We start from the raw sequence: 21,579 nt of genomic DNA, 5'->3' as shown, positions 1-21,579 counted from the left end.
GAATCAGATGCAACGCAACTATAAACTAAATGTAGTTTGACCCTACTGACATTTTTTGTCAGTAGTAACACCATGTATTGCGAATAGTTCAAATTTTGAATTAGTTTTGATCTTGCGGTGCAAAAAATTGTACTGATACGATTCCGAGATCAACTATCGTTACGTTTTGTAATATGAACTGAACTTTGTTAAATTGCCTTCTCTATTTTTTCATACTATCACCGATTACTAGCCAGTTCGCTTAGTCTTATGCCCCGGCTGGCGCCGAGACAGTATAATTCGGTTTGGATTTCTATAGATGAGTGTCAATCTCAAGGAGAAATAGCATGGCTGTTCAAGGTGTTGGTGGAGCGACGGGCTCGGATGCTTCAATCGGAAAGATGGAAGCAGCTTTTGACAAGGCGATCGAAAAGTCCGCAAAAATCACCGAAATCACGACTGAAAAGAAGGTCGCACTTGATGCTGCCAAGCAGCGTCCAAACAACTGATTTTTAAAATTTGCGCAGGTGGCAAATGTGTCATCTGCGCAAATTTCTATTGCCGGTCGGGCGCCTTTTGCCAGTTTGAGCCCGATGTAAAGACGCATGCGAATACTTCAAATACTTTACAAACGAGGCAAACGTCATGGGCTCCATTGTTCGATTTCAAGAACCAAAACCAGCATTGTTACTCCGGGTAACGGCGGGTGTTCATGATGGCGTACTGCTCCCGCTGGAAGGCAATGCCTATCGTCTGGGATCAGCGGCAGATTGTGACCTGACGCTTAGCGACCGCGATGTCGGTGCTCATCACATGACGCTCCAGCTTCAAGGTTCGAATGTACTGATCGAGGCCATTGACGGCGATGTCGTCATTGATGATGACACGCTTGTGCCGGCTGGCCATGGCGTGCGTTCTCCCTTGCCTTTCGAATTTCAGATCGGTGGCGCAACGATCGAACTGTCCTCACCCGTGCCTGAAGGCGATTCATTGCGGAAAATGCCAAGAGCCAGCTGGATCGCCATTGGCGGCGGCGCGCTGACGCTTTTGACGATTGCCGCCGTCCAGGCAGGGGTCGGGGATTTCCTTGGTTCGAACAATGCTGCTGTTGCCCATCTTTCGGCCAGACATGGTCAAGTCATCGAGAGCGTTCATGCTCCTGCTGCTGATGAACCGGTGGCGGCGTCGCTCAAGACCAGACTTGCAGAAAATGGCCTTTCCGGTCTCAAAGTTGATGCGGACGGGACGCGTTTGACAGTGTCGGGCGAGTTGACCGCAGACGAGAACAAGGCCTGGGCCAATATTCAGAACTGGTTCGATCGCACCTACGGCGGAACCTATGTGCTGACCAGCATGGTCGGGGCTATGGCGCCCAAAGTGCAACCCAAATTCAATTTGCAGGCTGTGTGGTTCGGGGATGCGCCCTACGCCATCAGTTCAGATGGAACGCGGCTCTATAAGGGAGCTGCGCTCGAAGATGGCTGGATCATCAAGGACATTCGTGACGGACGCCTGACCGCGGCCCGTCAGGGCGAAGAGTTTGTCCTGACGTTCTAGAGTTCTGCCTTAATGCGCATAACCCCAGGAATTGTAAATGATTTTTGGAAGGACTTATGCGCCGGATAAATAATTGCTGCGTCTTTTGTATGTGGAGACAAAACGCAGTGATGGGGGATGCGAATGGCACTTGACGTTCGTCGGCAGGAAGATCGGATTCGGGCGCAGCTCGGGTCAGTTTCCGCACGTCCCGATGCCACGAGGGTCGAGCAGGCACAATCCAAAGCATTCGACGCATCCCTGGCTCGCTCCGAGCAGGCAGCGCGGCGCGCCAAAGAACCATTCATCGGCCAGATAGGACGGCTGCGAAAGCCAAAACTGGCAAATCCCGGCGTGTTCGATTTGGCGCGATCGCAGGAGATTCTGGACTATCTCATCAATGATCTGCTGCCGGAGCTGGATATTGACGAGGAAATCGCTGCCATCACCGCATCAATGCTGACGGAAGAGATAGAGAGCAGGCGTGAATTGCAGGAACGGCTCAGTCTTGCGCAAAATCAGGCATTGGGCCAGTGACTCAGCAGCGCCGGGACAGTGTCGAATTTCTTCATGGGCTCGGTTATCTCTATTGCAGGGCGGGGCAGCCCGAACGCGGATTGGTGTTTCTGCTGCTGGCCGCAAAGATTGCCCCGCATGAAACGTCAATCCTCAAATCCCTGGCGGCGGTCTTTGTCGAAACCGAATCCGCCACGCGCGCGCTGACTGCCATTGATCGAATCGAAGATATTGAAGGTACAGTTGCCCCTGGTCTTTCGCTTCTCAAAAGCAGGGCGCAGTGGCTTCGCGGCGAACATGACCGGGCCCGCGAGACGTTTCAGGATTATGTAGAACGAAGGCGGTCGGCATGAACATTCTCGCCTCGCTCAATCGCTTTGCGCGGGTGGCCTCCAAGCGCTCGGACATTGTCATTGCGGCTTTCATGCTGATTGCCATCATCATGATGATCATTCCGCTGCCGACATTTCTTGTCGACATGTTGATTGGTATGAACATCGCTTTCAGCCTGCTTATCTTTGTTGTGGCCTTCTATATCTCGAAGCCCGTGCAGTTTTCGGCTTTGCCGTCAATTATCCTGCTTGGCACGCTTTTTCGTCTTTCGCTTTCGATTACCACGACGCGTTTGATTCTGCTTCAGGCCGATGCCGGCCAGATCGTTGCCGCCTTTGGTGATTTCGTTGTGGGCGGCGAGGTCGTGATCGGTCTTGTTGTCTTCCTGATCATCACCATTGCCCAGTTTGTCGTGATTACAAAAGGCGCCGAGCGCGTGGCCGAAGTCGGTGCGCGCTTTGCTCTTGATGCCATGCCCGGCAAACAGATGAGCATTGATAGCGAGGCGCGCAGCGGCGATATAGATCAGGCCGAGGCAAAGCGCAGGCGTCAGGGTCTCGAGCGCGAGAGCCAGTTCTATGGCTCCATGGACGGCGCCATGAAATTCGTCAAAGGCGACGCAGTTGCCGGGTTGATCATCATTGCGATCAATCTCATCGGCGGCCTTGCCATCGGTACATTGCAACATGGCCTGCCGTTCGGCGAGGCAGCGCATACCTATTCGCTGCTGACTGTCGGCGATGGTTTGATTTCGCAAATACCGGCGCTGATGATGGCGGTCGCCGCAGGCATGGTGGTGACCCGAGTAACCTCTGACCGGGACGAGGATCTGGGCAGCGAGATCATTGGCCAGCTGGGTGCAAACCATCGTGCTCTTGCCCTGGCGGCGGTTATTCTTTTCGGCTTTGGCGTCGTTCCGGGGTTCCCGACCTTCGTGTTCTGGACACTCTCGGCACTGGCAGGCGGACTTGCCTATGTCGTGCACAAGAGGGCTGGCGGCCAGGATAGCGATGACGACAATGCCGGCAATGTCGTTCAGATCGGCAATATAACCAAGCCGCCACTGACACTGGCAGACGGGCAAACAGGACTTCTGCCCGGTTCGCAGCGCCTGGTCCTTTGCCTTGGTTCGCATCTGGCGGAGACTGCGGCGCTTCCGGTATTGCAAGAGAACATTGAACAGGTCCGCGCCAACGTCCTTACCGATATCGGTGTGCGTGTTCCGCAGATCGGCATTCGCACCGATCCGACGCTGGAACCTGACCAGTTCCGCATCGATCTTGAAGGTGTTCCGGTGACGGACGGAATAATCTTTATCGATCAGATTCTGGTGACGGATGAAACAGTTCATCTCGAACTCATGTCCATCCCCTATCAGGTGCGCCCCGTTCTTATCGGACGGAACGATTCCGTATGGGTTATGCAAAACCACAGGCAGACATTGGAAGATGCCGGCATAACATTCCATGAGCCCGTTGCGGTTTTGATGGAGGTTCTGACCCGCTCTGTGCGCCGTTATGCATCCGACTTCATTGATGTGCAGGAGGTTCGTTTTCTCCTGTCGCAGGTTGAGGAGGATTACGGCGATCTGGTCAAGGAAGCCGTAGGCGTTTCATCTTTGCAGAAAATCTCCGAGGTTCTTCGCAGGCTGGTTGAAGAGGATATCCCGATCACCAATCTGCGTGTCATCCTGCAGGCCATCGTCGAATGGGGACCGCAGATCCAAAGCCCCTATGTGCTGGCCGAGTATGCGCGTATCGGATTGGCAAGGCAGATTTGCCACCGGCATTCGGAAATGAACCGGATCGTTTCTGCCTATCTGCTGACGCGGGAAACCGAAGATGCAGTCCGTGCCAGCGTGAATCAGGGGCCGGGCAACCCTTCGATCAATATTCCCGAAGATATATCCCGTCCCATCATCGAGCAGCTGAAAAGCCGGTTCAATGGCAGGGATACGGATATCGTCAGAACAGTGCTGACAACAATGGATATTCGCCGTCCTATCAGAAATCTCCTGATACGAAACGATATCAATCTGCCGGTTCTTTCCTACCAGGAAATCTCGCCGGAATTCAGTGTGCAGTCTCTTGGCTATATCTCGCTACCGGCCTCCGGCCAGATGCGGCAGATCGGGGCAGGGGCAAATGAGTAAGCGTTCAGTCAGTTTCCGTAACCAGCAACATCAGAATGTGGTGGACAATTACCCTATGCTCATACTGAATTCCTTTAAAAGGATCCGGCCGGCACGTTTGCCGGCGCCCATATTTATGCTCGCTGTGCTCTTTTCGTTTCTTGCCTGTCTGCATCCAGCTTCCGCTCAGGTCAAAGTGGATGCCACTGCGGGACAGGTGCTCAAGCTCAGCATGGGACAGGGACAGATATTGCGTTTCGACCAGCCGGTTGAATCGGTCTTTCTGGCCGATACGACCATTGCCGATGTTCGGGTCGTCTCGCCTGGAGCAGTCTATATTTATGGAACGAAAATCGGCAACACCAATCTGATCGCGCTCAGCCCCGATCAGGGCACGCGCGGGACTGTCCAGATACGTGTTGTCGGCAATCCAAAAGAAGCGCAGCAGTCGGCCAGGGTGCTGCAACCGACCTCCACGGTGGATATTACCCTGTTCGGTGAGCAATATGTCGGCAAAGGCCAGACGAACAATGTGGGCGAGGCGCTGGACACGGACAATGTGCTTCAAAGCTATTCCAAACCTGACAAGCCCGCGCTCAACAATACAACAATTTCGGGTCCAAATCAGGTCAATATCCGCGTGCGGTTTGCCGAAGTGGCACGCAATGAGCTTGCGCGCTACGGTGTCGATTGGAGTGCGGTCGTCAATAGCGGCTCGTTCTCCTTTGGTCTTGTCAGAAGCGGTAATGTTGCCAGCCGGGATGGTGCAACTGCAATTGGTGTGAATAGCCGCAACGTCAATGTCGGCGTCCTTCTGGATGCATTGAAGGACAATGGCGTCCTGACGATCCTTGCAGAACCCAATATCACCGCCGTCACGGGACAAACGGCAAGCTTTCTTGCCGGTGGTGAAATCCCGGTTCCGATTCCGGTAGGAAACGACCAGATCGGCATCGAGTACAAGCAGTTCGGCGTGTCCTTGCAGTTCACACCGACACTTCTGCCAAATGATCGCATTGCCTTGCAGGTGAGGCCGGAAGTCAGCAGCGTTTCGCAGGATAGCGTGGTGTCCATCGGCGGACTGGTTGTGCCATCCCTGCGCATCAGGCGTGCCGATACCACCGTGGAAGTCGGAAGCGGCCAGACATTTGCCATTGCCGGTCTGTTCCAGCGCCAGGAAACGCAATCGATCAACAAGACACCGGTCGTCGGTGATGTGCCGATCCTCGGAGAATTGTTCAAGTCGAAGCGTTTCCAGCGCAACGAGACGGAGCTGGTCATTTTGATCACGCCCTATCTCGTCGAGCCTACATCCTCCCGCAATCTAAAAACGCCGCTGGACAGCCCGTCGGGTGCAATCTCGTCGCCGCGCAAAAAGTCCAGGAAGGTCGTCAATCAGGGGTATGGTTTCTATGTTGAATAATCGACCAATGTCCCCCAATTGCTTTGGCCTCAAACTGTTAGTTCTGACCGGTGTGGTGGTTCTTTCCGGCTGCATGGGTACCAAGATCCAGCCCTATTCGCCAAACTACAGCTATATCGACGCTGGCGGGACATCGCGGCCGGGTGTGGTCAGAAAAGGGTATGACAGTGAACGGGCCGCCATGCTCGTTCCCGATGCCTGTATCACGCCCGATACGGGTGAATACCCGATGTATCTGCCGTCGGGCTGCGCAAACAATCTCAATTTGCAGCACATGGCGGCCAAGAAGCAGGACTTGATGCGTGGCCGGGAGATGGGGCCAGCTATGGCTGCGCCTGTAGCCCGAGCCGCACAGAATTACATTGAAGGAACCGACCCTGAAACCAGACGCCGCCGCCTTCCGGCGGATGAGGCAAACCGGTCAACCCAATGAGGATTATCGGCATGATCAAATTATATCGGGGAGCATCAATATGATCATGAAACATCTTGTTGGCGGTATCTTGCCCGTCCTGACCTTGGGGCTGGCAGTAACGGGCTGCATGTCCGGCACAGCGGAGCAAACAGCAGCCAGGAAGCCTGTCAGCGAGCAATCCAGATTGATGAAGATTGCCAGGGATATTGATGCAAAGGGCGAGAGCGGCACAGCTTTGGCGCTATATGAACGCGCTGCCGAAATGTCCGAAAATGATTCGACCGTCCATGTCAGGCTTGGAAATGCCAGGATGAAAGACGGTGATCCGGACGGGGCGGAACAGGCCTACCGTTCTGCATTGCAGATCAATCCGCAAGACGCCAATGCCATGCTTGGGCTTGGAACGGTGCAGTTGCAGCGCGGCGATGCGAGCGCTGCCGCCCGAATTCTGGCGTCGGCTGCGCCAGCGGTAAACACCGTATCGGCCTATAACAAACTGGGAACCGCCATGGTTCTGAGCGGCGATGGCGCGGGAGCGGAAGGAGCCTTCGCCAAGGCGCTTGCGCTGCAACCGGGAAATCTTGATACCAAAACCAATCTGGCATTGGCGCAGGCCCTGTCGAACAAACTGCCCGACGCATCGACCAGCATGAACAGTGTCGTGACATCGCCACTCGCCGAGAAGCGTCATTTCATCAATTACATGATCATTCTCAGCATGTCGGGAGATTCGGCCGGAGCACGTGCAATCGACGTGCCTGACATGGCGGTGAACCAGAAGAATCAGATTTTGGCGAAAGCTGCAAAATTACGCTCGATTCAGGATCCGGCGAAGCGGGCACAGGCCATTGGCCTGCTCGCTTCGGCGTAATCAAGGACGAAAGATGTGAGCCAGACCAGCGAAGAAAAAACACTTCCAGCGTCAGACAAGAAGATCGAGGACGCACGCAAGAAGGGTCAGGTGCTGCATAGCCCTGACATGGTTTCCGGCGTGATCATTCTCTCCTGCACCATGTTCCTCATCTACATCGCTCCGGTTCTGCGTGTGAAAGTTGGTGCTTTGCTTGAGGAAGCTTCGCATATTTACGACCGTCCTTTTGCCGAAGTCTGGTACCGGTTGATCACAATTTCGGTCCAGAGCCTGCTCACGGCCACCATACCCATACTCCTTATCACCATCTTCGCAATTCTGATTACCAACGTCGCGGTGACGCGCGGCTTTGTCTTTTCCGCCAAGCCCATTGAGCCCGACTTTGACCGTATTAATCCGGCGACGGGGTTGAAGCGTATATTCTCGCTCAAAAGCGTCGTTGAGTTCTGCAAGGCCCTGTTCAAGATCATTGCCGTGACAACCGCTTTTGTCTTCGTTTTTCAGGCCGGGCTGAAGGCCCTGTTCGAGTCGCCATCCTGTGGCGGGCTGTGCATGCAGGCGACATTCTTTGCCATGTTGAAGCCATTGGCTGCGATAGCCGTCGGCGCATTCCTGATCCTCGGTTTTTGCGACATTTTCCTGCAACGCTGGCTGTTCCTGCGCGAAATGCGAATGACGAAGACGGAGAGCAAGCGCGAGCACAAGGATATGGAGGGTGACCCGCTGATCAAGCAGGAACGCAATCGCCAGCGCCAGGCCATGACCGGTGGCAAGACCGGGCTGAAAAGTGCAGTTCTGATCATTGGCGACCCAGCCGATACAATTGTCGGAATCCGCTACGTGCGCGGTGAAACGCCGGTTCCCATCGTCGTTTGCCGCTCGTCCGGTGCCGGTGCCATGCAGATGAGCCGGCAGGCTGGCGATCTCGGGATTCCCGTATCGTTGGATGGCGACCTTGCCCGTCAGATCGCCAAGACTGCCAGCATAGGCAATCCGGTTCCCGAACGCGCCTTCCAGCCCGTCGCAAATGCTCTTGTCGCAGCGGGGTTGATTTGAATGTTCCAGCATTTGTCTTGGCCAAAATACGCAATGCTCGCAATGGAGGTATGTTTTTCATGATGACCCTGAAGTCCGGCTTCGGAGCATTGACGATTATTCTGGCTTGTCTTGGCAGCGTCGGCGCGGGTGAGAAAGTGCTCCCGACCGAGCCATCACCGCCCATCCTCGACCAAAAGAACCACAAGGTCTGGATTCAGCAAGGCTATCTCGATTTCCTGATGGAGCCGGAAAGCTATCCGCCTCGCCATGCGCGTCATGGCGCTGTGGCAGTGGACAGGCTCCAGCCTGTCGCCCCGCGCAGCGTCGTGAGCTACGAGACCCATGAAAAGCCGGGCACGATCATTATAGAGACGGAAAACCGCTCGCTTTATCTCGTGCAGGGCAATGGCCGTGCACTGCGTTACCCTGTTGGTGTCGGCCGGGAAGGCTATGGCTGGCGTGGGACCGAGCGTGTGTCGAGCAAGAAGGAGTGGCCCGATTGGCGGCCTCCCTCCGACATGCTTGCCCGGCGGCCTGACCTGCCACAACGCATGGCTGGCGGACCGGAAAATCCGCTTGGTGCACGCGCGCTTTATCTGGGAGACACACTCTACAGGATTCACGGCTCGAACGAGCCTGAAAGCGTGGGGCAATCATCCTCATCAGGATGTTTTCGCATGACGAACGAAGACGTCGTCGATCTCTATCGCCGCGTAAAAATCGGAACAAAAGTAGTTGTTTTGTAAGGAGGCAATACAATGGCATTTGTCGTGAAATTTGATGGAAAAAGCTTCAGCCTGAAGAGTGCAGATGGCGCTCAGACCTACAATGTCAGCCCGGCACAATCGCAATCCTGGCAAGCGGCGCTGGAAAAGCAGGCCAAGATGCAGGGCTTTAAAAGTACAACCGAGTTGCTCGATACCTTTGTGGTGACCGTGCCAAACGCCGGAGACTCCCAGTATAAGATCGCCGATCAGTTTGGTATCGGGCCCGAAGGGGCGCAGGCGATGGTGGAGGGCAATGTGCAATTTGCCGACCCTGATCTGATCCATACCTATCATGAGGGCGATCTCAATCCTGATTTTGTTACGGTTCCGGTACAGCCCGAGGCGGATAAGCCCATTTCAAATAAAAACCCGGATGGACCAGTTCCCTCATCAGACGAGCCAACGGGGCAAACGGATGGTGTCAAGAAGCAGAGTGCGATCGATACGCTGAAGAATCCCAGTGCTACCTCAGAACAGCGCAAGACTGCCATTGCGACCTATCTCGATGGGCATAGTGGCAGCGTAGAGGACCGTACCAAGGCGGCGATTGAGCTGCTTGATCCCAATCAGGATTATGGCGAAGAAAAAGTGAGGACGGCCAAACGTCAGGAGATCCTGGATGTTCTCGTGGAGCCATCCAAGGACAATGACGCCAAGAAAAACGTCTTTGACAGCCTGCTGGAACACAATTGGGTTTCGAAGAGATTTGACGACAAGAGCATGGACAAGCTGATCGGCGAGCACGCCAAGAACAAATACAATATCGATTGTGATCCGGTGAAGTGGAATCGCTGAGGTCTGGCCCTGGCTTTTCTTTGAAACAACGGACTGCGATGTCCGATTTCGGAAGGAAATAAGATGTCTTTTGGTGCAAATAATATCTTTCAGCGCTGGCGGGCCCAGCCTGCGAATGTAGACAATAAATTCGATACTGCCCTCACGCAAAGTGCCAAGGCAGCACCGCCACCGGCGACCCCGCCAAAACCGCCTGTGGCACCGCACGGATGGAATGAAGGCCCTGCTGGTATTTCACAGCACCGCACGGAACCCGGTCTTTGGCCTTTCCGCATCTATGACAAGGCGGGAATAGACCCGACGGATAATAAGGCATTGCACGATCAGCTCGTTGCCACGCCGCAACTGGATCCCAAAGCTTTTGGCAATAGGCCAGCTGCGCCAGCGGATGCCGACAAGGCCTTGGAGAACTGCGATACGATCAATGTTCTCAGTCCTGAGCGACTTGCATTGCTTGAAGAACAGCGCACCGCATTGGCAACGGTAAGTGATAGCTCAAAGACCCAAGTTGAAAGAGACGGGGCAAAAGACGATCTGATTGTCGCAATCGGCAATGAGATTGAATTGGCCACGGTAGGACAGGGCGTGCCGAAGCTTGGCACTGACAAGAACGGCGACAAGAAAGTCGACGTCAATGAAGCAAGCGATGTTACAAAGCCCATCCTAGAACGCGCACCAAATGATCCTGTGTTTGTTGATGCCTTCAATCAGGCGAAAGAACTGAAAGAATCCGCGTGGAAGGCCGATGGCCGCACGGACGATCAGATTGGTGTGATTGCCAAGGCAGGCGACGCCAAGGATTATGACAAGGTAACCAGCGAAACCAAGAAGCAATTGGTTGACCTCGCACTCGCAGCGGGCCCCACCGAGGCCCAGCAGATAACAGCGTTGAGCAACCGCGCCGATATTTACATGAACTTCAGTGCAGGCGATCCTGAAAAATATCAGGCAGCGCTTCAAACTGGTGCTGAACAGGCGATCAAGGAAATTCGCGTTGATCGTAAGGTTGGGGAACTGACCAACGCCTTTGGCAAGGGCGATCTTGGTGGTGCTCAGGCATTCATGGCCAAACTGCGCGAGCAAACCGGTACGAAGGACACGCTTCCGGGAAGCGGTTCGCTTCTGGCTTCGGATCCCCGGGTCATGTCAATGCTCGATAAGTCAATTGATGCGATCGCCGGTGCCGGCCCGCGTGATGGTGACATGAAAGCGAAAACCCAGGCGGTTGTCGATCTGGCCGAGGCCAGCCAGAACATTCTTTACAATGATGGCGACAAACCCGGCAAGGGCAAGGACTTCGTTGATCATGTTGCGAAATATGTGATCGACAAGATGCGCACGGAGTTACCGGGCGATCATCTGAATGTCTTCAGCCAGAATAAGTTCTTCAGCATTGCCAGCCGCGAGGATTTGCAGGGGCGTGGCACATCCCTGCTTTCGGCGACTTCGGCCTATACCGCAGTTGAAGCTGACAAGCAGAAGGATAAGACTATATCACTCGAAGACTACGATAATAGCTTTCAGGGGATCAATTCCAATGCGCAATGGGCGACCCGTCGCAGCATCGAAAACTTCGGCTCGGCGGCCAAATCGCTCAATGAGGAAATAAACACCAAGTACAACGAGCTTTATCACGGGCTCTCAGGCTGGGGTTCCAATGTCAAAGCCGATAACGGGATTCCTCCGGAAGCCCAGCTTGCCGAGGATATGAAGGCAATCGACAATATGTCGCCGGAGAACAAGAAGAAGTCCGAGGAGCTGGTTGATCTGGGTGAAACCAAACAGAAGCAATGGGAGATTCAGGACAGTATCGAGCTTGGTGTCAAATTGTACAGTAATGACAACAAGAAGGTCGATGGACAGGATACAGAAGCGCCCATCCCGATGTTGTTCGGTACCGGCATCATGATGACCAAATCCAAGTCGACCAAGGAAGCACTGGCGGACCTGCCGGAGCGTCCGAAGGAAATGACCACCACCGAACAAAAAACCCCAGGCACCGTCTGGGTGCAGCGTGCGACCCGTGCTTTGGCGACAGAAGCCATCACCCAAACTCTTAAAGGCCGAGTCGGAGATGTCACTGCTGCAATGGGAGAGAATCGTTTCCAGGAGATATTGAAAGGAAACACCCTGCCCACAATGGCCGAAGCGCAGGCAATTCTCAAAGCTGACAAGCTGAGGCCTGCCGATGCTGCCTTCTTGAAGGATGTTAAATCAATCCTGGGCGAGTCGAAAGTCCATGATATCGTGTCTGGAAAAGTCGTTCCCACTGATGAAGAGCGCAGGCAAATTGCGAGCGTACAGCGCCTTGATCACGGATTTGGCAGAGTTACACGCTTCTCCTCCGGGTTAAGTGCAGGCCTGTTTGGCAAGAACATAGACGGCCTGACGGGTACTCCAGACGATTTGGTGTACTACGTGCCGCATACGATCATGATGTTGACCGCGGCACAGACGGCTTTGAATCCCAATGCCAAGTCAATCTTGTCGACTCCGTCTGCTACCGGAAATCCGCCTGACGTGGCCGAGATCAATGGGCATGTTAACAACGATCCGACGCTTGATTCAAAACAAAAGGAGAGGTGGAACAAGACCTCTCATATGCTCACGAGGGCGGGTGGCGTCGATACTCTTTATGTCGCCGCCGACATGACAAACATGATTTTGAATACAGTGGGGACTGACTCCGTCAAGCAGGATACAGTCAAGGCCTGGGGCTATGGCATTGCTACGGTTAGCGATGCGATGTTTGCGGTTGCCGCCTCAACGGGGAAGGTAACCACAGGTGCCGCAGAGGCTGCTTTGGTCAAAGAAAGCGGAGCGGCTAGATTAATGACGCGCCTTGGATTTCTCAGGGTCACAGGTGTTGCAGCAGTACTGCAAGTCGCCGGTGCCGGTATCGTTGGCGGGCGAGGCGCTTATAACGCTGCTCATACCTATGACAAGGCGGATGCTGATGCCATCCAGGTTCTGTATGGAGTCAATGATCGCAAGACTGCGGAAATGCTCGCCGAACATAATGATCTTCTGGATGAGGGTCTTATGGGCATACTCCAGACCGTGCTTCCGGGCGATAAGTATCTGATGGGCGGCGATGAAGGCACACGCAGTGCAAATAATGTTCTGACCGGCACCTATGCCGATCTTGATTACAATCGGGCGCGGCTCGGCAAGCTGTTCAACAGTTGGACACCGGAAGAGGCCAAGGAAGTGTCCGAGACAATTCGCAACATGACAACCAATGACGACCACAAGTTGAAGGATACGCAGGACGATCTTCAATATCTGCAATTGCCTTTCGATCCGGCCAAGGCAGATTTGGCTAAGTATCCGAATATCAAATATGACGCTCAGGAAAAACGGTACGAAGACTCGCAGACTTCCATGTATTGGGACGGAAACAAATGGTGGGCTCCTCCGAAGAAGGTCGATCCCAACGCTCCAATGACGTACCACATATTATGGTACGATCCTGCGGCGGGCCATACAATGCGTAATGATGGCTTCGCCCGTGAGGTTAAACCCGACAGCACAGAAGGGCTCAAGGCCTGGTTGAAAAACAAAGGCTATCTTGATTGACCACAAAAGGCCGGCGCTCAGCGCCGGCTTTTTTCTAGAGTGAGAGGCCGAGCGTGCTCAATCTTTTCTGCACGTCTTTCTTGCGATCCGGATGAACCGCCAGAATATTGGCAACCCTGCCTGATGGAAACGCAGCATCGACTTCCGCGGCGTTTTTAAGAGGTGCGATTGAATCGATATCGACCTCCCATACCCCATATCCCCAGCTTGTCAGAATGTCGCAAATTTTACCCGGCGTCACGCGGGACAGGTTCCACAGCACAGCCCGGTTTATCTCGACGAGCATGGTTGGATGCGATGATTGGATCGTATGGGCAGCGCCCATGAAGAACATGCCTTCGGCGCCCTCAATATCCACTTTGATCGTATCCGGCCTGATGCGTTTGGCGATGGCATCGAGCGTTTCGACCCTTACACTGCGATCTGAATGGCGGTTTTGCGAACCAGCGACGAGACTGGTCGCACCGGCATTGACGGTTTCGTCCGCTCTGTTGAGTTCCATCGTGCCTGGAACATCTGCAAGAGCGATCTGATGAACCGTGATTGTTTTTGAAAGCTTGTTTTCTTTGATCGACTTGCTGAAAAGCGTCCATAAATGGGGGAGAGGCTCGAAGGCCACCACCTTGCCTGAAAAACCGGGCTTTGTGGCAACTGAAAGCGAATAATAGCCCACATTGCCGCCGACATCGAAGAAGGTCCCATTGTCCGGTGTGATCGCCTTGATAATATCAATGTCGAACTTCTCATAGCCGCCGCTAAAAATGCCGAAGGTCATGTGATATTGGCGCAGGTCGAGATAGATTTTGAACCCGTCCTTGGTTTCGTACATGACTTCAATGCTCTTGGGCACGAAATTATTGAACAGCAGTTCGGCGTGCCTCTGGTGAAATTCGACCGAACTCATGAACCTTCTTCGATGCTCCGTCAGGGGCAATTCTGAAATGCTGAACAGGTTCTCGGAAATGATACGGGTTTCTTCAACGTTCACATCACGCCCGAGGATGTACTTATACGAATTGAGAATGTCGTTATAGCTCGTCATTACGCTTTCACTCATTTCCCGGAATGGTTGGCACTGGTTTGTTTGTCTGCATTGCTTTTTTGACGTGCTGCCGCGTCCAGCAACTCGTCGAGTTGATCAAAGTGCTTTTCCCACTTTTGCAGTGTCAGGGGCGCGCGACGGCGATGCTCCGCGGCGTGGGTTTCGATTGCTTCGCGCCATCCGAGACCATCGAGCGGATCAAGAAAGATTGCATGCTCTCCGGCTATTTCCTTATGCGAGGGAATATTGGAAGCAATAATGGTCGTGCCGGTTGCCATGGCCTCGGCCAAGGGCATGCCATAGCCTTCTGCAAATGAGGGGGCGAGCAGGGCGGTCGCGCCTGCCATGAGATCGGCTAGTGCTGCATCTCCAAGATCTGGAGCTTCGATGACAATATCGCGCAATTGAGGGCAACGTTCGAGGGTGGCAAAGACCTGCGCGTTCTCCCAGCCGCGCTTTCCGGCGATGACGAGGCGCGGTGTATCCTTACCGTGCTCGTCAACCAATGCGCGCCAAAGTTGCAGGATCATCGCATGGTTTTTGCGCGGCTCAATGGTTCCGACCATCAAGAAATAGGGTCGCTTTGAACGGCGCGCGGCTCTGCTGGCAACGTTGAAACTATGTTCGACGCCGGGCGGGAGAACGGCAATTGGGGGAACCGCACGGCCTTGCTCTTCGGCAAAGGTTTCAAATGAACGAGCGGTGGTTTGCGAGTTGCAAAGAACCAGCCCGGCATGTTTCAGCACGGTTTCCATGCGTTGTAGGTGTCGCTGCGGCTCGTTCTTGCGGACAAACTCCGGATGGGTGAGCGGGATGAGGTCGTGAACGTAGAATATGCCGTTGCTGCGTTGAGCATCCAGCCAGGAAAAGGCGGCAGGACGATGCAGATTGGTGTGTGACACATGCACAAAGGGTGCGCTGGTGGCCAAGCGGCTCATTGGTAATATGGTGCGCAGCACCTTGCCGGCATTCATGCCCCATTGTTGAAGCTTGGATTTATTCTTCGTCGGCACGATGCTCTTTAACTGTGACCAGGAGAGACGGCCGTCTATTGCCGCATAGATCTGTTCCAGTTCTGTCGATTGCGATTGGGTCAAAGCGGCCGTTGACCATCTCTGTTCCAATTCACTGATCAATCCATTGGCGCGACCACGGTTTATCTCGATTGGCTTTGTCCGTCCCATTTCAATGAAATAGGAGCTGCGCGCCTTTGCCCAATTGGCATATTGAAGCTCGAAGCGATCAATCCCGGTGGGTGTCGAGAAATGCGACCTGTCAATCAGCCGGGAAATATCCATCGCAATTGCATTCATCATGACCATCCCATCATGCGCAGAGCCGTCTTCAATAAGGATGGCTCTGCTGGCGTCTCACCATGCAGTTCTTCGATCACGTCTTCCACCTCGCAAAGAAGGTTTGTGCGGGCGGAAAAATAGAGCGGGTAAAGGATCAGCGCTCCGGCAACCAAAGCATCCAGTGTCAGATATTTGCGTGGGCGCAGCGGGGATACACAATCATGCGTCAGCCCCCAGCCTGCATAGAAGGGTAGGCCGTGACACCAGACTGGACGGCCCCGCATCAATGCTTCGAACCCGATCAGGGATGTCGCAACGTGGATCTCGTCACAGGCGCGCAGCAAGCTGTCTACCGACACATTGCCGACGACCAGATCCGCAAACTGCGCAAGCTGGGCTGGGTCTGAAGCCATGCCGCGCTTTGCCGCAAGCATGTCGGGATGTTCCTTGAATATGATGAAGGCTTGCGGACGTTGCGCGCGGACAGCTTTCAGCAGATCCATGTTTGAAACGCTGTTGGTCAAGCCAAACCGTAGCGATGCATCGCCCGGCACCTGTCCCGCAACAAGGATGACAGGTTTTCCAGCTGCCAGATGACGGTAGTCTGGAGTGATCGCGCCCTGAAGATTATATTTGGTAATGTTGTGCTGGACTATGTTCTGGCGCAGGCGGGCAGCACGGCTCAGCAAAGCAGGCGTGAAGTTGGTATTGAGCAGCAATCGTTCAAGATCGCTCTCGCGTGTCGCATCGAAATATATGCCATCCCGGTCAAGGCAAAGCGATGAAGCCGGAACCAGATGTGAGCCAAGCCCGACCGAGCGAATAAAACCATCTTCCATTCGCAGGGTGGGGACGGAACGGGCACTCCTGTCAGTGACGGCAGCCTCTTCCTGCCGACCCCAGCGGACGAGATAATCTGCCTGTGCAAGCGCTTTGGCATCTGGCTTGGAATTGATGAACCGGACCGTCGACCATGGACCGGAAAGAAAGCGTTTGACGCTGCGGTGCTTGTGCTTGGAAAAGCCGATGCACAGATAATTACCGCGCCGCGCCAACGCATGATGCCGCCAGGCAATGAGGCGTTCGATTGCCTTCTCGGCTGTGATTGCTTTCCCGCTGACCGGGTCGACATAGCGGGAATAATGCAGCAATGCGGCTGCAACAAAACTATCCAGGTCCGGTCGGCTAGTCCGGCGCGAAAAGGCAGCGCGTGCAACCGGACCGTCAGCCCAATCAGTGGTAAGCCCCCAGCCTGCATAAAACGGGACGCCAAATGTCTTGACGGGCACAGACCGGATCAAAGCATCGAAGCCGAACTGACTTGAAACAGTCCACACCTCGTCCACGACATCAAGCAAGGCGTGGGGAGAAACATTATCGCTTATAACGTGAAGATTGGCCTCACCGGCAAGGTGTGTGAGATAGCCCCTGGCAAATCCTGCAACAATATCCGGGTGGCTTTTAACGAGAACAGTGGCGCCCGGCACAGCCTGTGCTTCCTGCAACATCTGGTGGAAACTGTGCTCATTGGCACCCGCACCGCTGACCGAATAGTCCCCCATGACCTGGTCGATCAAAAGAATCCTGCGGCCGGAGGTTGGCGCGAGAGAAAATGGATAGTCCGGCAGATGGTTATATTTGGTCAGTCTGTGTTCAATGATTTGCTGCTGCAGGGCGCGGCTTCTGCAAAGATCCTGCTCGCCAAAGCCGCCTTGTACAAGAAGCTCCAGCCGGGATGGTTTTGCTGCGTTGAAGTAAATGCCGGTGTCGTCGGCAACGATTGCAACCCCCGGCGCGCCAGCTTTGCCAAGTCCAACAGACCGCAGGAAACCGTCTTCCAATGCCCAGTAGGGTAGCCCGCGCAACTTTGCCAACCGGCGGGCCATGCGTGCCAGCGGTTTTTCGCCCCAGCCGACAATGCCGTCTGCCGGTCTGGCCGCCAATTCGGCACTGCATATGCGCGATGTATTCAAGGCAGCCCCGATCAAAGGAAACCGCAGGCGCGTTGGCGTGAAAGCCAATAGCCGCGCATTCTTCTCTGGCAGCCAGTTCGGCGCTGCTTCACGCACTCGAAAATCATCCAGAACCACCGGAGCAGAATGTGCAATGGGAGGTGGCGGGATTACGCTCATGGCATCAATTCACCGCATCTGCTGAAACAGAAGCACCGACGGTTGCTGCTTCTGTTGTCGCGGTGGTTTTGTCTTGTGCGGAAGGCATTGTCACCAAAGACGAAGCTTCATCAATCGGGACAATCTTCAGCTCCAGCTGAATTCGTTTCACGACTCTTTTGGCAGTCGCCTCGAGCAGATTTCGAAGATAGAAACTGCCATTGACGAGGCTTTCGTCGTGCATTCTTGCGTTGAATGCATTTACCGCCGTTTTATCCGGTGCCTCCGGCGAGGCCCAGAATGCATCCATATTGCTGGCAACAGCACCTTTTTGAGGGTCGTGTGCAAACGACAGTCCCTGACCGCTATACAAGGCATCCCCCAATGCCAATAGCGGTTTGCCGTGGTTTAGCGCCAGCAGGCCCGATGTGCTGTTGACTGTCACCAGCCCAAGCGAATGGCGGATCAGCAGGCCGATTGAGCCGTCATCAACAATGTGAACCCGGTCTTCGCAGCCGGCAATGCGGGCCAATGCCATGGCAAAGGGACGGTAGCTCTTGTGGCCGCGGTCCATTGGATGAATCTTGATGACAAGGTGATGATTGCTCGCCGCATGCCGTTCGAATGAGCGCAGGCTTTCGGTGATCAACCTCTCCATCGTCCACCCACGACCGTGGCGAAGCAATTGCTGGTCATCATGCACCTGAAGCGCGACGACAAAATACTGACCCTCGAGATTCTCGATCAGATTGAGCATCAGTTCATTATTTGCCGGATAATAGCGAAGCTTCCGGTAGAAGTTGCGCGTCCATAGAATGGATTCGGAAATGATGCCGCGGCTGCGATGATGCGCATTGCCGCGAAAGAACACGGTCCCCGCCGTTTTTGCCAGATAATAACGGATGGCAAGGAAGGTCATGGCGCGGAAGAGATTGCCTTTTACCTGTTCCGGAGGCAAAGCGGGGCCACGGGCAACAAGACGCGGCGTGTGTGTGCGCAAGGGAGACATGGCATTATTGCCACCCCATTCGAGCGTAATGAAGTTTGGCCGAACATAGCCCTCTTCGAATGAAGCGACAGGAATACCGGCCTGCTGCGCCACTCGAATGGCCTGGCGGTGATAGGGCCGGCTGTCGCCGAAAAGAACAATGGTCTCCGGTTTGCGGCCGCGGATAAAATCGCTCAGCCAATCGCTCCATGCCTCTGTCGTTCCGGAAAAATGCAACGTTTTCGATCCGCGAAAATAGGACCAGTCTCCGCCGTTGAAATTGACTTTGAGAACGTCATAGCCCTCGGCTTCGAGTTCTGTGGAAAGAACACGGAAAAACGGACCGACAGGACCTTGCAGGAGAAGAATGAGAGGTTTTTGTGTGGGCTGCGTATGGCCTGTACGCTCCGGAAATGAAACGATCAGGCCCAATTGGTCGGATTCATGGCGTCCGATTTTATGCCCCACAGGTCTTCAAGCCCCTTTACAACGCTTACTCTGGGTCAAAACTCTACTCAGAGCATAAAATTGATGCTTTTCAGAGAGTTATTTCATCCGCAACCATTGGGCGCCATACTAATTACGCCAGAACAAGTAAAAAAACGCCAATTACCCATTAAAATTATCTATTATGGTTTCTATTCTAAAATCTATTTACTTAGTTGCGTTTATATAAATGTTTACAGTGGTTTATAATTGCGACTAATGTTTTTTCATTATATGCTTCACTTTAATTAGTGCCGATAACGCACGTTTTTAGTGCACATATTGGAGCGTAATTTGGCTTGGATATCCTCTAGACACCGGTTCTACGCAGCATGACGCGCGTTAGTACAAATGATGAGTTTACCGACTATCTGACGTTGGTGGATATTCATGCCGGAGATGTTCCTCCCGAAACGAAATCTGTCACTGATCGGGCGCTTTCCTGGATTCGAAATCACATTCTCGTCTTGATCATGGTTGCATTGCCGACCAGCCTGGCCACCATTTATTATATTGCAATCGCATCGGACCAGTATGTTTCCGAAACGCGGTTCGTCGTGCGCAGTCCCAATAGAAACGCCGCCGGGCTGCTCAGCGGTTTCCTTCAAAGCACAGGCTTTGTCCGGGCTCAGGACGACAGCTATGTCGTCATGGAATTTATCGAATCGCGCGCAGCCTCAGGCGATCTGGCGGAACACAGCAATTTGCGCGAAGTACTGTCCCGTCCGGAGGCAGACTTTCTTGCCCGCTTCCCCTCACTCTGGAGCAAGCCCACCGAAGAGGCGCTGTTTGAGCACTATCTTGATTTTGTGACAATCGAGACCGATTCCGGTGGCGGGGTTACAACATTGCGGGTGCGTGCGTTCCGTCCGGAAGATGCGCAAATGCTGGCGCAAGCACTGTTGGATCGCGCTGAAATGCTTATTAACCGGCTTAATGATCGCGCGCGTCAGGATGCGGTTCGCTTTGCGCGTATTGAGGTTACAGACAGCGAAAAACGGCTCGGTGATCTGCAGAAATCCCTGACGGATTTCCGCAACAAGGTTGCGATGATTGATCCGAGCAAGCAATCCACCGCCATGTTTGAGATGATTGCAAAATTGTCGGATGACGTTGCGCAAAGCAAGGCACAGCTCGCTTCCCTGATGCAGCAGACACCGCAAAGCCCTCAGATACAGGCGATGCGCAGCTCCATTGATGCCAAGGAACAACAGATTATCGAAGAGCGTGCCAGGATTGTTGGCGATGACGCTTCCATGGCGCCGCTGATCGCCGAGTACGAGCAATTGCTGCTTCAGCGCGAGCTTGGCATGCGGATGCTGGAATCGTCGGCGACATCGCTTGAGAATGCCAAACTGGAGGCGCAGAGGCAGCAGCTTTATCTCGAGCGCATCGTTAGTCCCAATCGCCCCGATTACGCCATGTACCCAAAGCGTATAAAATCCATTCTCATGGTATTGGCCCTGTGCTTTGCCGCGTTCTGGATTGTTCGCTTTTTCCGCAACCAGATTTACGATCATTCAGAGACATGAGCACAGAAGGCACAATCACGTTCCATGGTGGCAAGGACGGTCTCCCGCCCTCATTGGTCGCTAGCCGACCCGCCAAGACCGGTGCTGTTTCTGTTCGCAATATCATCAAGGAATATCCCATGAATGGGGGCACACGCCGTGTGCTTGATGACATAAGTTTTGAGGTGAAGGCCGGCGAGAAAATTGCTGTTCTTGGTCACAATGGTGCGGGTAAATCAACGCTTGTCAGGCTTATTGCGGGGATGGAGCCGCCGACCTCGGGTGAGATTACCAGAACCATGTCGCTATCCTGGCCCATTGCATTGAGCGGCGGGTTTGGCGGGTCGATGACCGGCATAGACTGCATGCGGTTTCTGTCGCGCGTTTATAACAGACCTGTCGACGAAATCCGCGATTGTGTGGAGACATTCAGTGACCTTGGCAAATATCTGCGCATGCCGATCAAAACCTATTCCTCGGGCATGCGTGCGCGACTGGCGTTCGGACTTTCCCTTGCGATTGATTTCGATTGCTATCTGATCGATGAGGTCGTTGCGGTTGGCGATCAACGGTTCCAGCGTAAATCTTTTGAAGAACTGTTTGTGAAGCGACGCGATCGGGCAATGATCATTGTCGGTCACAGCCTGGATGTCATCGCCGAACATTGTTCATCAGCGCTTGTGCTCAAGAATGGGCGGGGCAAGGTGTTCAATGATGTAAAATTTGCCTTCGACATCTACGCGTCGCTGTAGGAGGGGCCATG

18 protein-coding genes are annotated in these 21,579 nt (G+C 54.0%); 14 read left to right on the top strand and 4 right to left on the bottom strand.

Annotation, left to right across the window (positions count from 1 at the left end):
- Positions 1 to 326 precede the first annotated feature (326 nt).
- The 12 genes from AC6CHM_RS15935 to AC6CHM_RS15880 all read left to right on the top strand — a co-directional run bounded on the left by AC6CHM_RS15935 (position 327) and on the right by AC6CHM_RS15880 (position 13,383).
- On the top strand, positions 327 to 488 hold the full coding sequence (locus AC6CHM_RS15935; RefSeq protein ID WP_307277448.1) for a hypothetical protein: 162 nt from the start codon (positions 327 to 329) through the stop codon (positions 486 to 488).
- A 136-nt stretch (positions 489 to 624) separates the two neighbouring features.
- Positions 625 to 1,536, top strand: coding sequence for a SctD/MshK family protein (locus AC6CHM_RS15930; RefSeq protein ID WP_354346329.1), 912 nt, complete (start codon positions 625 to 627; stop codon positions 1,534 to 1,536).
- A gap of 123 nt (positions 1,537 to 1,659) precedes the next feature.
- A complete protein-coding gene (locus tag AC6CHM_RS15925; protein WP_307277453.1) occupies positions 1,660 to 2,052 on the top strand; it encodes a hypothetical protein in 393 nt (130 codons plus the stop codon).
- Complete coding sequence (locus AC6CHM_RS15920) at positions 2,049 to 2,384, top strand: type III secretion protein (protein ID WP_336441485.1); 336 nt, start codon at positions 2,049 to 2,051, stop codon at positions 2,382 to 2,384. Before AC6CHM_RS15925 ends, AC6CHM_RS15920 begins: the two co-directional genes overlap by 4 nt.
- Positions 2,381 to 4,516, top strand: a complete 2,136-nt coding sequence (sctV, locus tag AC6CHM_RS15915; protein WP_498173714.1) for a type III secretion system export apparatus subunit SctV — start codon at positions 2,381 to 2,383, stop codon at positions 4,514 to 4,516. The genes AC6CHM_RS15920 and sctV overlap by 4 nt, the downstream gene beginning before the upstream one ends.
- Positions 4,517 to 4,631: 115 nt before the next feature.
- Entirely contained in the window at positions 4,632 to 5,918 is a 1,287-nt protein-coding gene (locus tag AC6CHM_RS15910) for a type II and III secretion system protein family protein (protein WP_498173713.1), read from the top strand.
- On the top strand, positions 5,908 to 6,351 hold the full coding sequence (locus AC6CHM_RS15905) for a hypothetical protein (protein ID WP_440809739.1): 444 nt from the start codon (positions 5,908 to 5,910) through the stop codon (positions 6,349 to 6,351). The genes AC6CHM_RS15910 and AC6CHM_RS15905 overlap by 11 nt, the downstream gene beginning before the upstream one ends.
- Before the next feature lie 40 nt (positions 6,352 to 6,391).
- Complete coding sequence (locus AC6CHM_RS15900) at positions 6,392 to 7,204, top strand: tetratricopeptide repeat protein (protein WP_498173712.1); 813 nt, start codon at positions 6,392 to 6,394, stop codon at positions 7,202 to 7,204.
- A gap of 15 nt (positions 7,205 to 7,219) precedes the next feature.
- Positions 7,220 to 8,260 carry an EscU/YscU/HrcU family type III secretion system export apparatus switch protein gene (locus AC6CHM_RS15895; protein WP_307277472.1) on the top strand — a complete coding sequence of 347 codons (1,041 nt, stop codon included), beginning with the start codon at positions 7,220 to 7,222 and terminating at the stop codon, positions 8,258 to 8,260.
- 59 nt (positions 8,261 to 8,319) lie between these two features.
- Positions 8,320 to 8,988 (top strand): L,D-transpeptidase, encoded by a 669-nt coding sequence (locus tag AC6CHM_RS15890; RefSeq protein WP_337353440.1) that lies wholly within the window; start codon positions 8,320 to 8,322, stop codon positions 8,986 to 8,988.
- 12 nt (positions 8,989 to 9,000) lie between these two features.
- On the top strand, positions 9,001 to 9,804 hold the full coding sequence (locus tag AC6CHM_RS15885) for a hypothetical protein (protein ID WP_115055058.1): 804 nt from the start codon (positions 9,001 to 9,003) through the stop codon (positions 9,802 to 9,804).
- 63 nt (positions 9,805 to 9,867) lie between these two features.
- Positions 9,868 to 13,383: a hypothetical protein gene (locus AC6CHM_RS15880; RefSeq protein ID WP_498173711.1), complete on the top strand. Its 3,516-nt coding sequence runs from the start codon at positions 9,868 to 9,870 to the stop codon at positions 13,381 to 13,383.
- 34 nt (positions 13,384 to 13,417) lie between these two features.
- Here AC6CHM_RS15880 and AC6CHM_RS15875 read toward each other — a convergent pair whose 3' ends face one another.
- From AC6CHM_RS15875 to AC6CHM_RS15860, 4 genes are read right to left on the bottom strand one after another with little or no spacing between them, the layout of a single operon-like run.
- Positions 13,418 to 14,425 (bottom strand): FkbM family methyltransferase, encoded by a 1,008-nt coding sequence (locus AC6CHM_RS15875; protein WP_498173710.1) that lies wholly within the window; start codon positions 14,423 to 14,425, stop codon positions 13,418 to 13,420.
- Between the two features lie 11 nt (positions 14,426 to 14,436).
- Positions 14,437 to 15,741 (bottom strand): glycosyltransferase family 4 protein, encoded by a 1,305-nt coding sequence (locus AC6CHM_RS15870; RefSeq protein ID WP_440809748.1) that lies wholly within the window; start codon positions 15,739 to 15,741, stop codon positions 14,437 to 14,439.
- A complete protein-coding gene (locus tag AC6CHM_RS15865) occupies positions 15,738 to 17,852 on the bottom strand; it encodes a capsule polysaccharide biogenesis protein (protein ID WP_337353443.1) in 2,115 nt (704 codons plus the stop codon). The genes AC6CHM_RS15870 and AC6CHM_RS15865 overlap by 4 nt, the downstream gene beginning before the upstream one ends.
- A 4-nt stretch (positions 17,853 to 17,856) precedes the next feature.
- Positions 17,857 to 19,287 (bottom strand): capsular polysaccharide export protein, LipB/KpsS family, encoded by a 1,431-nt coding sequence (locus tag AC6CHM_RS15860; protein ID WP_498173709.1) that lies wholly within the window; start codon positions 19,285 to 19,287, stop codon positions 17,857 to 17,859.
- A gap of 350 nt (positions 19,288 to 19,637) precedes the next feature.
- Here AC6CHM_RS15860 and AC6CHM_RS15855 point away from each other — a divergent pair, with 350 nt between their 5' ends.
- Both AC6CHM_RS15855 and AC6CHM_RS15850 read left to right on the top strand, forming a co-directional pair.
- On the top strand, positions 19,638 to 20,837 hold the full coding sequence (locus tag AC6CHM_RS15855) for a KpsE/RkpR family capsule polysaccharide export protein (RefSeq protein WP_115055063.1): 1,200 nt from the start codon (positions 19,638 to 19,640) through the stop codon (positions 20,835 to 20,837).
- Positions 20,834 to 21,568, top strand: a complete 735-nt coding sequence (locus AC6CHM_RS15850; protein ID WP_498173708.1) for an ABC transporter ATP-binding protein — start codon at positions 20,834 to 20,836, stop codon at positions 21,566 to 21,568. The genes AC6CHM_RS15855 and AC6CHM_RS15850 overlap by 4 nt, the downstream gene beginning before the upstream one ends.
- Positions 21,569 to 21,579 lie beyond the last annotated feature (11 nt).

The sequence above is a fragment of the Phyllobacterium sp. GQ127 genome (assembly GCF_059758635.1).
Note: the sequence above shows the minus strand (reverse complement) of the source record. Positions and strands in the feature narration are given on the sequence as shown.

Coding starts and splice junctions, on each gene's coding strand:
- AC6CHM_RS15935 (WP_307277448.1), top strand. CDS start 327: ATGGCTGTTCAAGGTGTTGGTGGAGCGACGGGCTCGGATGCTTCAATC.
- AC6CHM_RS15930 (WP_354346329.1), top strand. CDS start 625: ATGGGCTCCATTGTTCGATTTCAAGAACCAAAACCAGCATTGTTACTC.
- AC6CHM_RS15925 (WP_307277453.1), top strand. CDS start 1,660: ATGGCACTTGACGTTCGTCGGCAGGAAGATCGGATTCGGGCGCAGCTC.
- sctV (WP_498173714.1), top strand. CDS start 2,381: ATGAACATTCTCGCCTCGCTCAATCGCTTTGCGCGGGTGGCCTCCAAG.
- AC6CHM_RS15910 (WP_498173713.1), top strand. CDS start 4,632: ATGCTCGCTGTGCTCTTTTCGTTTCTTGCCTGTCTGCATCCAGCTTCC.
- AC6CHM_RS15905 (WP_440809739.1), top strand. CDS start 5,908: ATGTTGAATAATCGACCAATGTCCCCCAATTGCTTTGGCCTCAAACTG.
- AC6CHM_RS15900 (WP_498173712.1), top strand. CDS start 6,392: ATGATCATGAAACATCTTGTTGGCGGTATCTTGCCCGTCCTGACCTTG.
- AC6CHM_RS15890 (WP_337353440.1), top strand. CDS start 8,320: ATGATGACCCTGAAGTCCGGCTTCGGAGCATTGACGATTATTCTGGCT.
- AC6CHM_RS15885 (WP_115055058.1), top strand. CDS start 9,001: ATGGCATTTGTCGTGAAATTTGATGGAAAAAGCTTCAGCCTGAAGAGT.
- AC6CHM_RS15880 (WP_498173711.1), top strand. CDS start 9,868: ATGTCTTTTGGTGCAAATAATATCTTTCAGCGCTGGCGGGCCCAGCCT.
- AC6CHM_RS15875 (WP_498173710.1), bottom strand. CDS start 14,425: ATGACGAGCTATAACGACATTCTCAATTCGTATAAGTACATCCTCGGG.
- AC6CHM_RS15870 (WP_440809748.1), bottom strand. CDS start 15,741: ATGATGAATGCAATTGCGATGGATATTTCCCGGCTGATTGACAGGTCG.
- AC6CHM_RS15865 (WP_337353443.1), bottom strand. CDS start 17,852: ATGAGCGTAATCCCGCCACCTCCCATTGCACATTCTGCTCCGGTGGTT.
- AC6CHM_RS15855 (WP_115055063.1), top strand. CDS start 19,638: ATGACGCGCGTTAGTACAAATGATGAGTTTACCGACTATCTGACGTTG.
- AC6CHM_RS15850 (WP_498173708.1), top strand. CDS start 20,834: ATGAGCACAGAAGGCACAATCACGTTCCATGGTGGCAAGGACGGTCTC.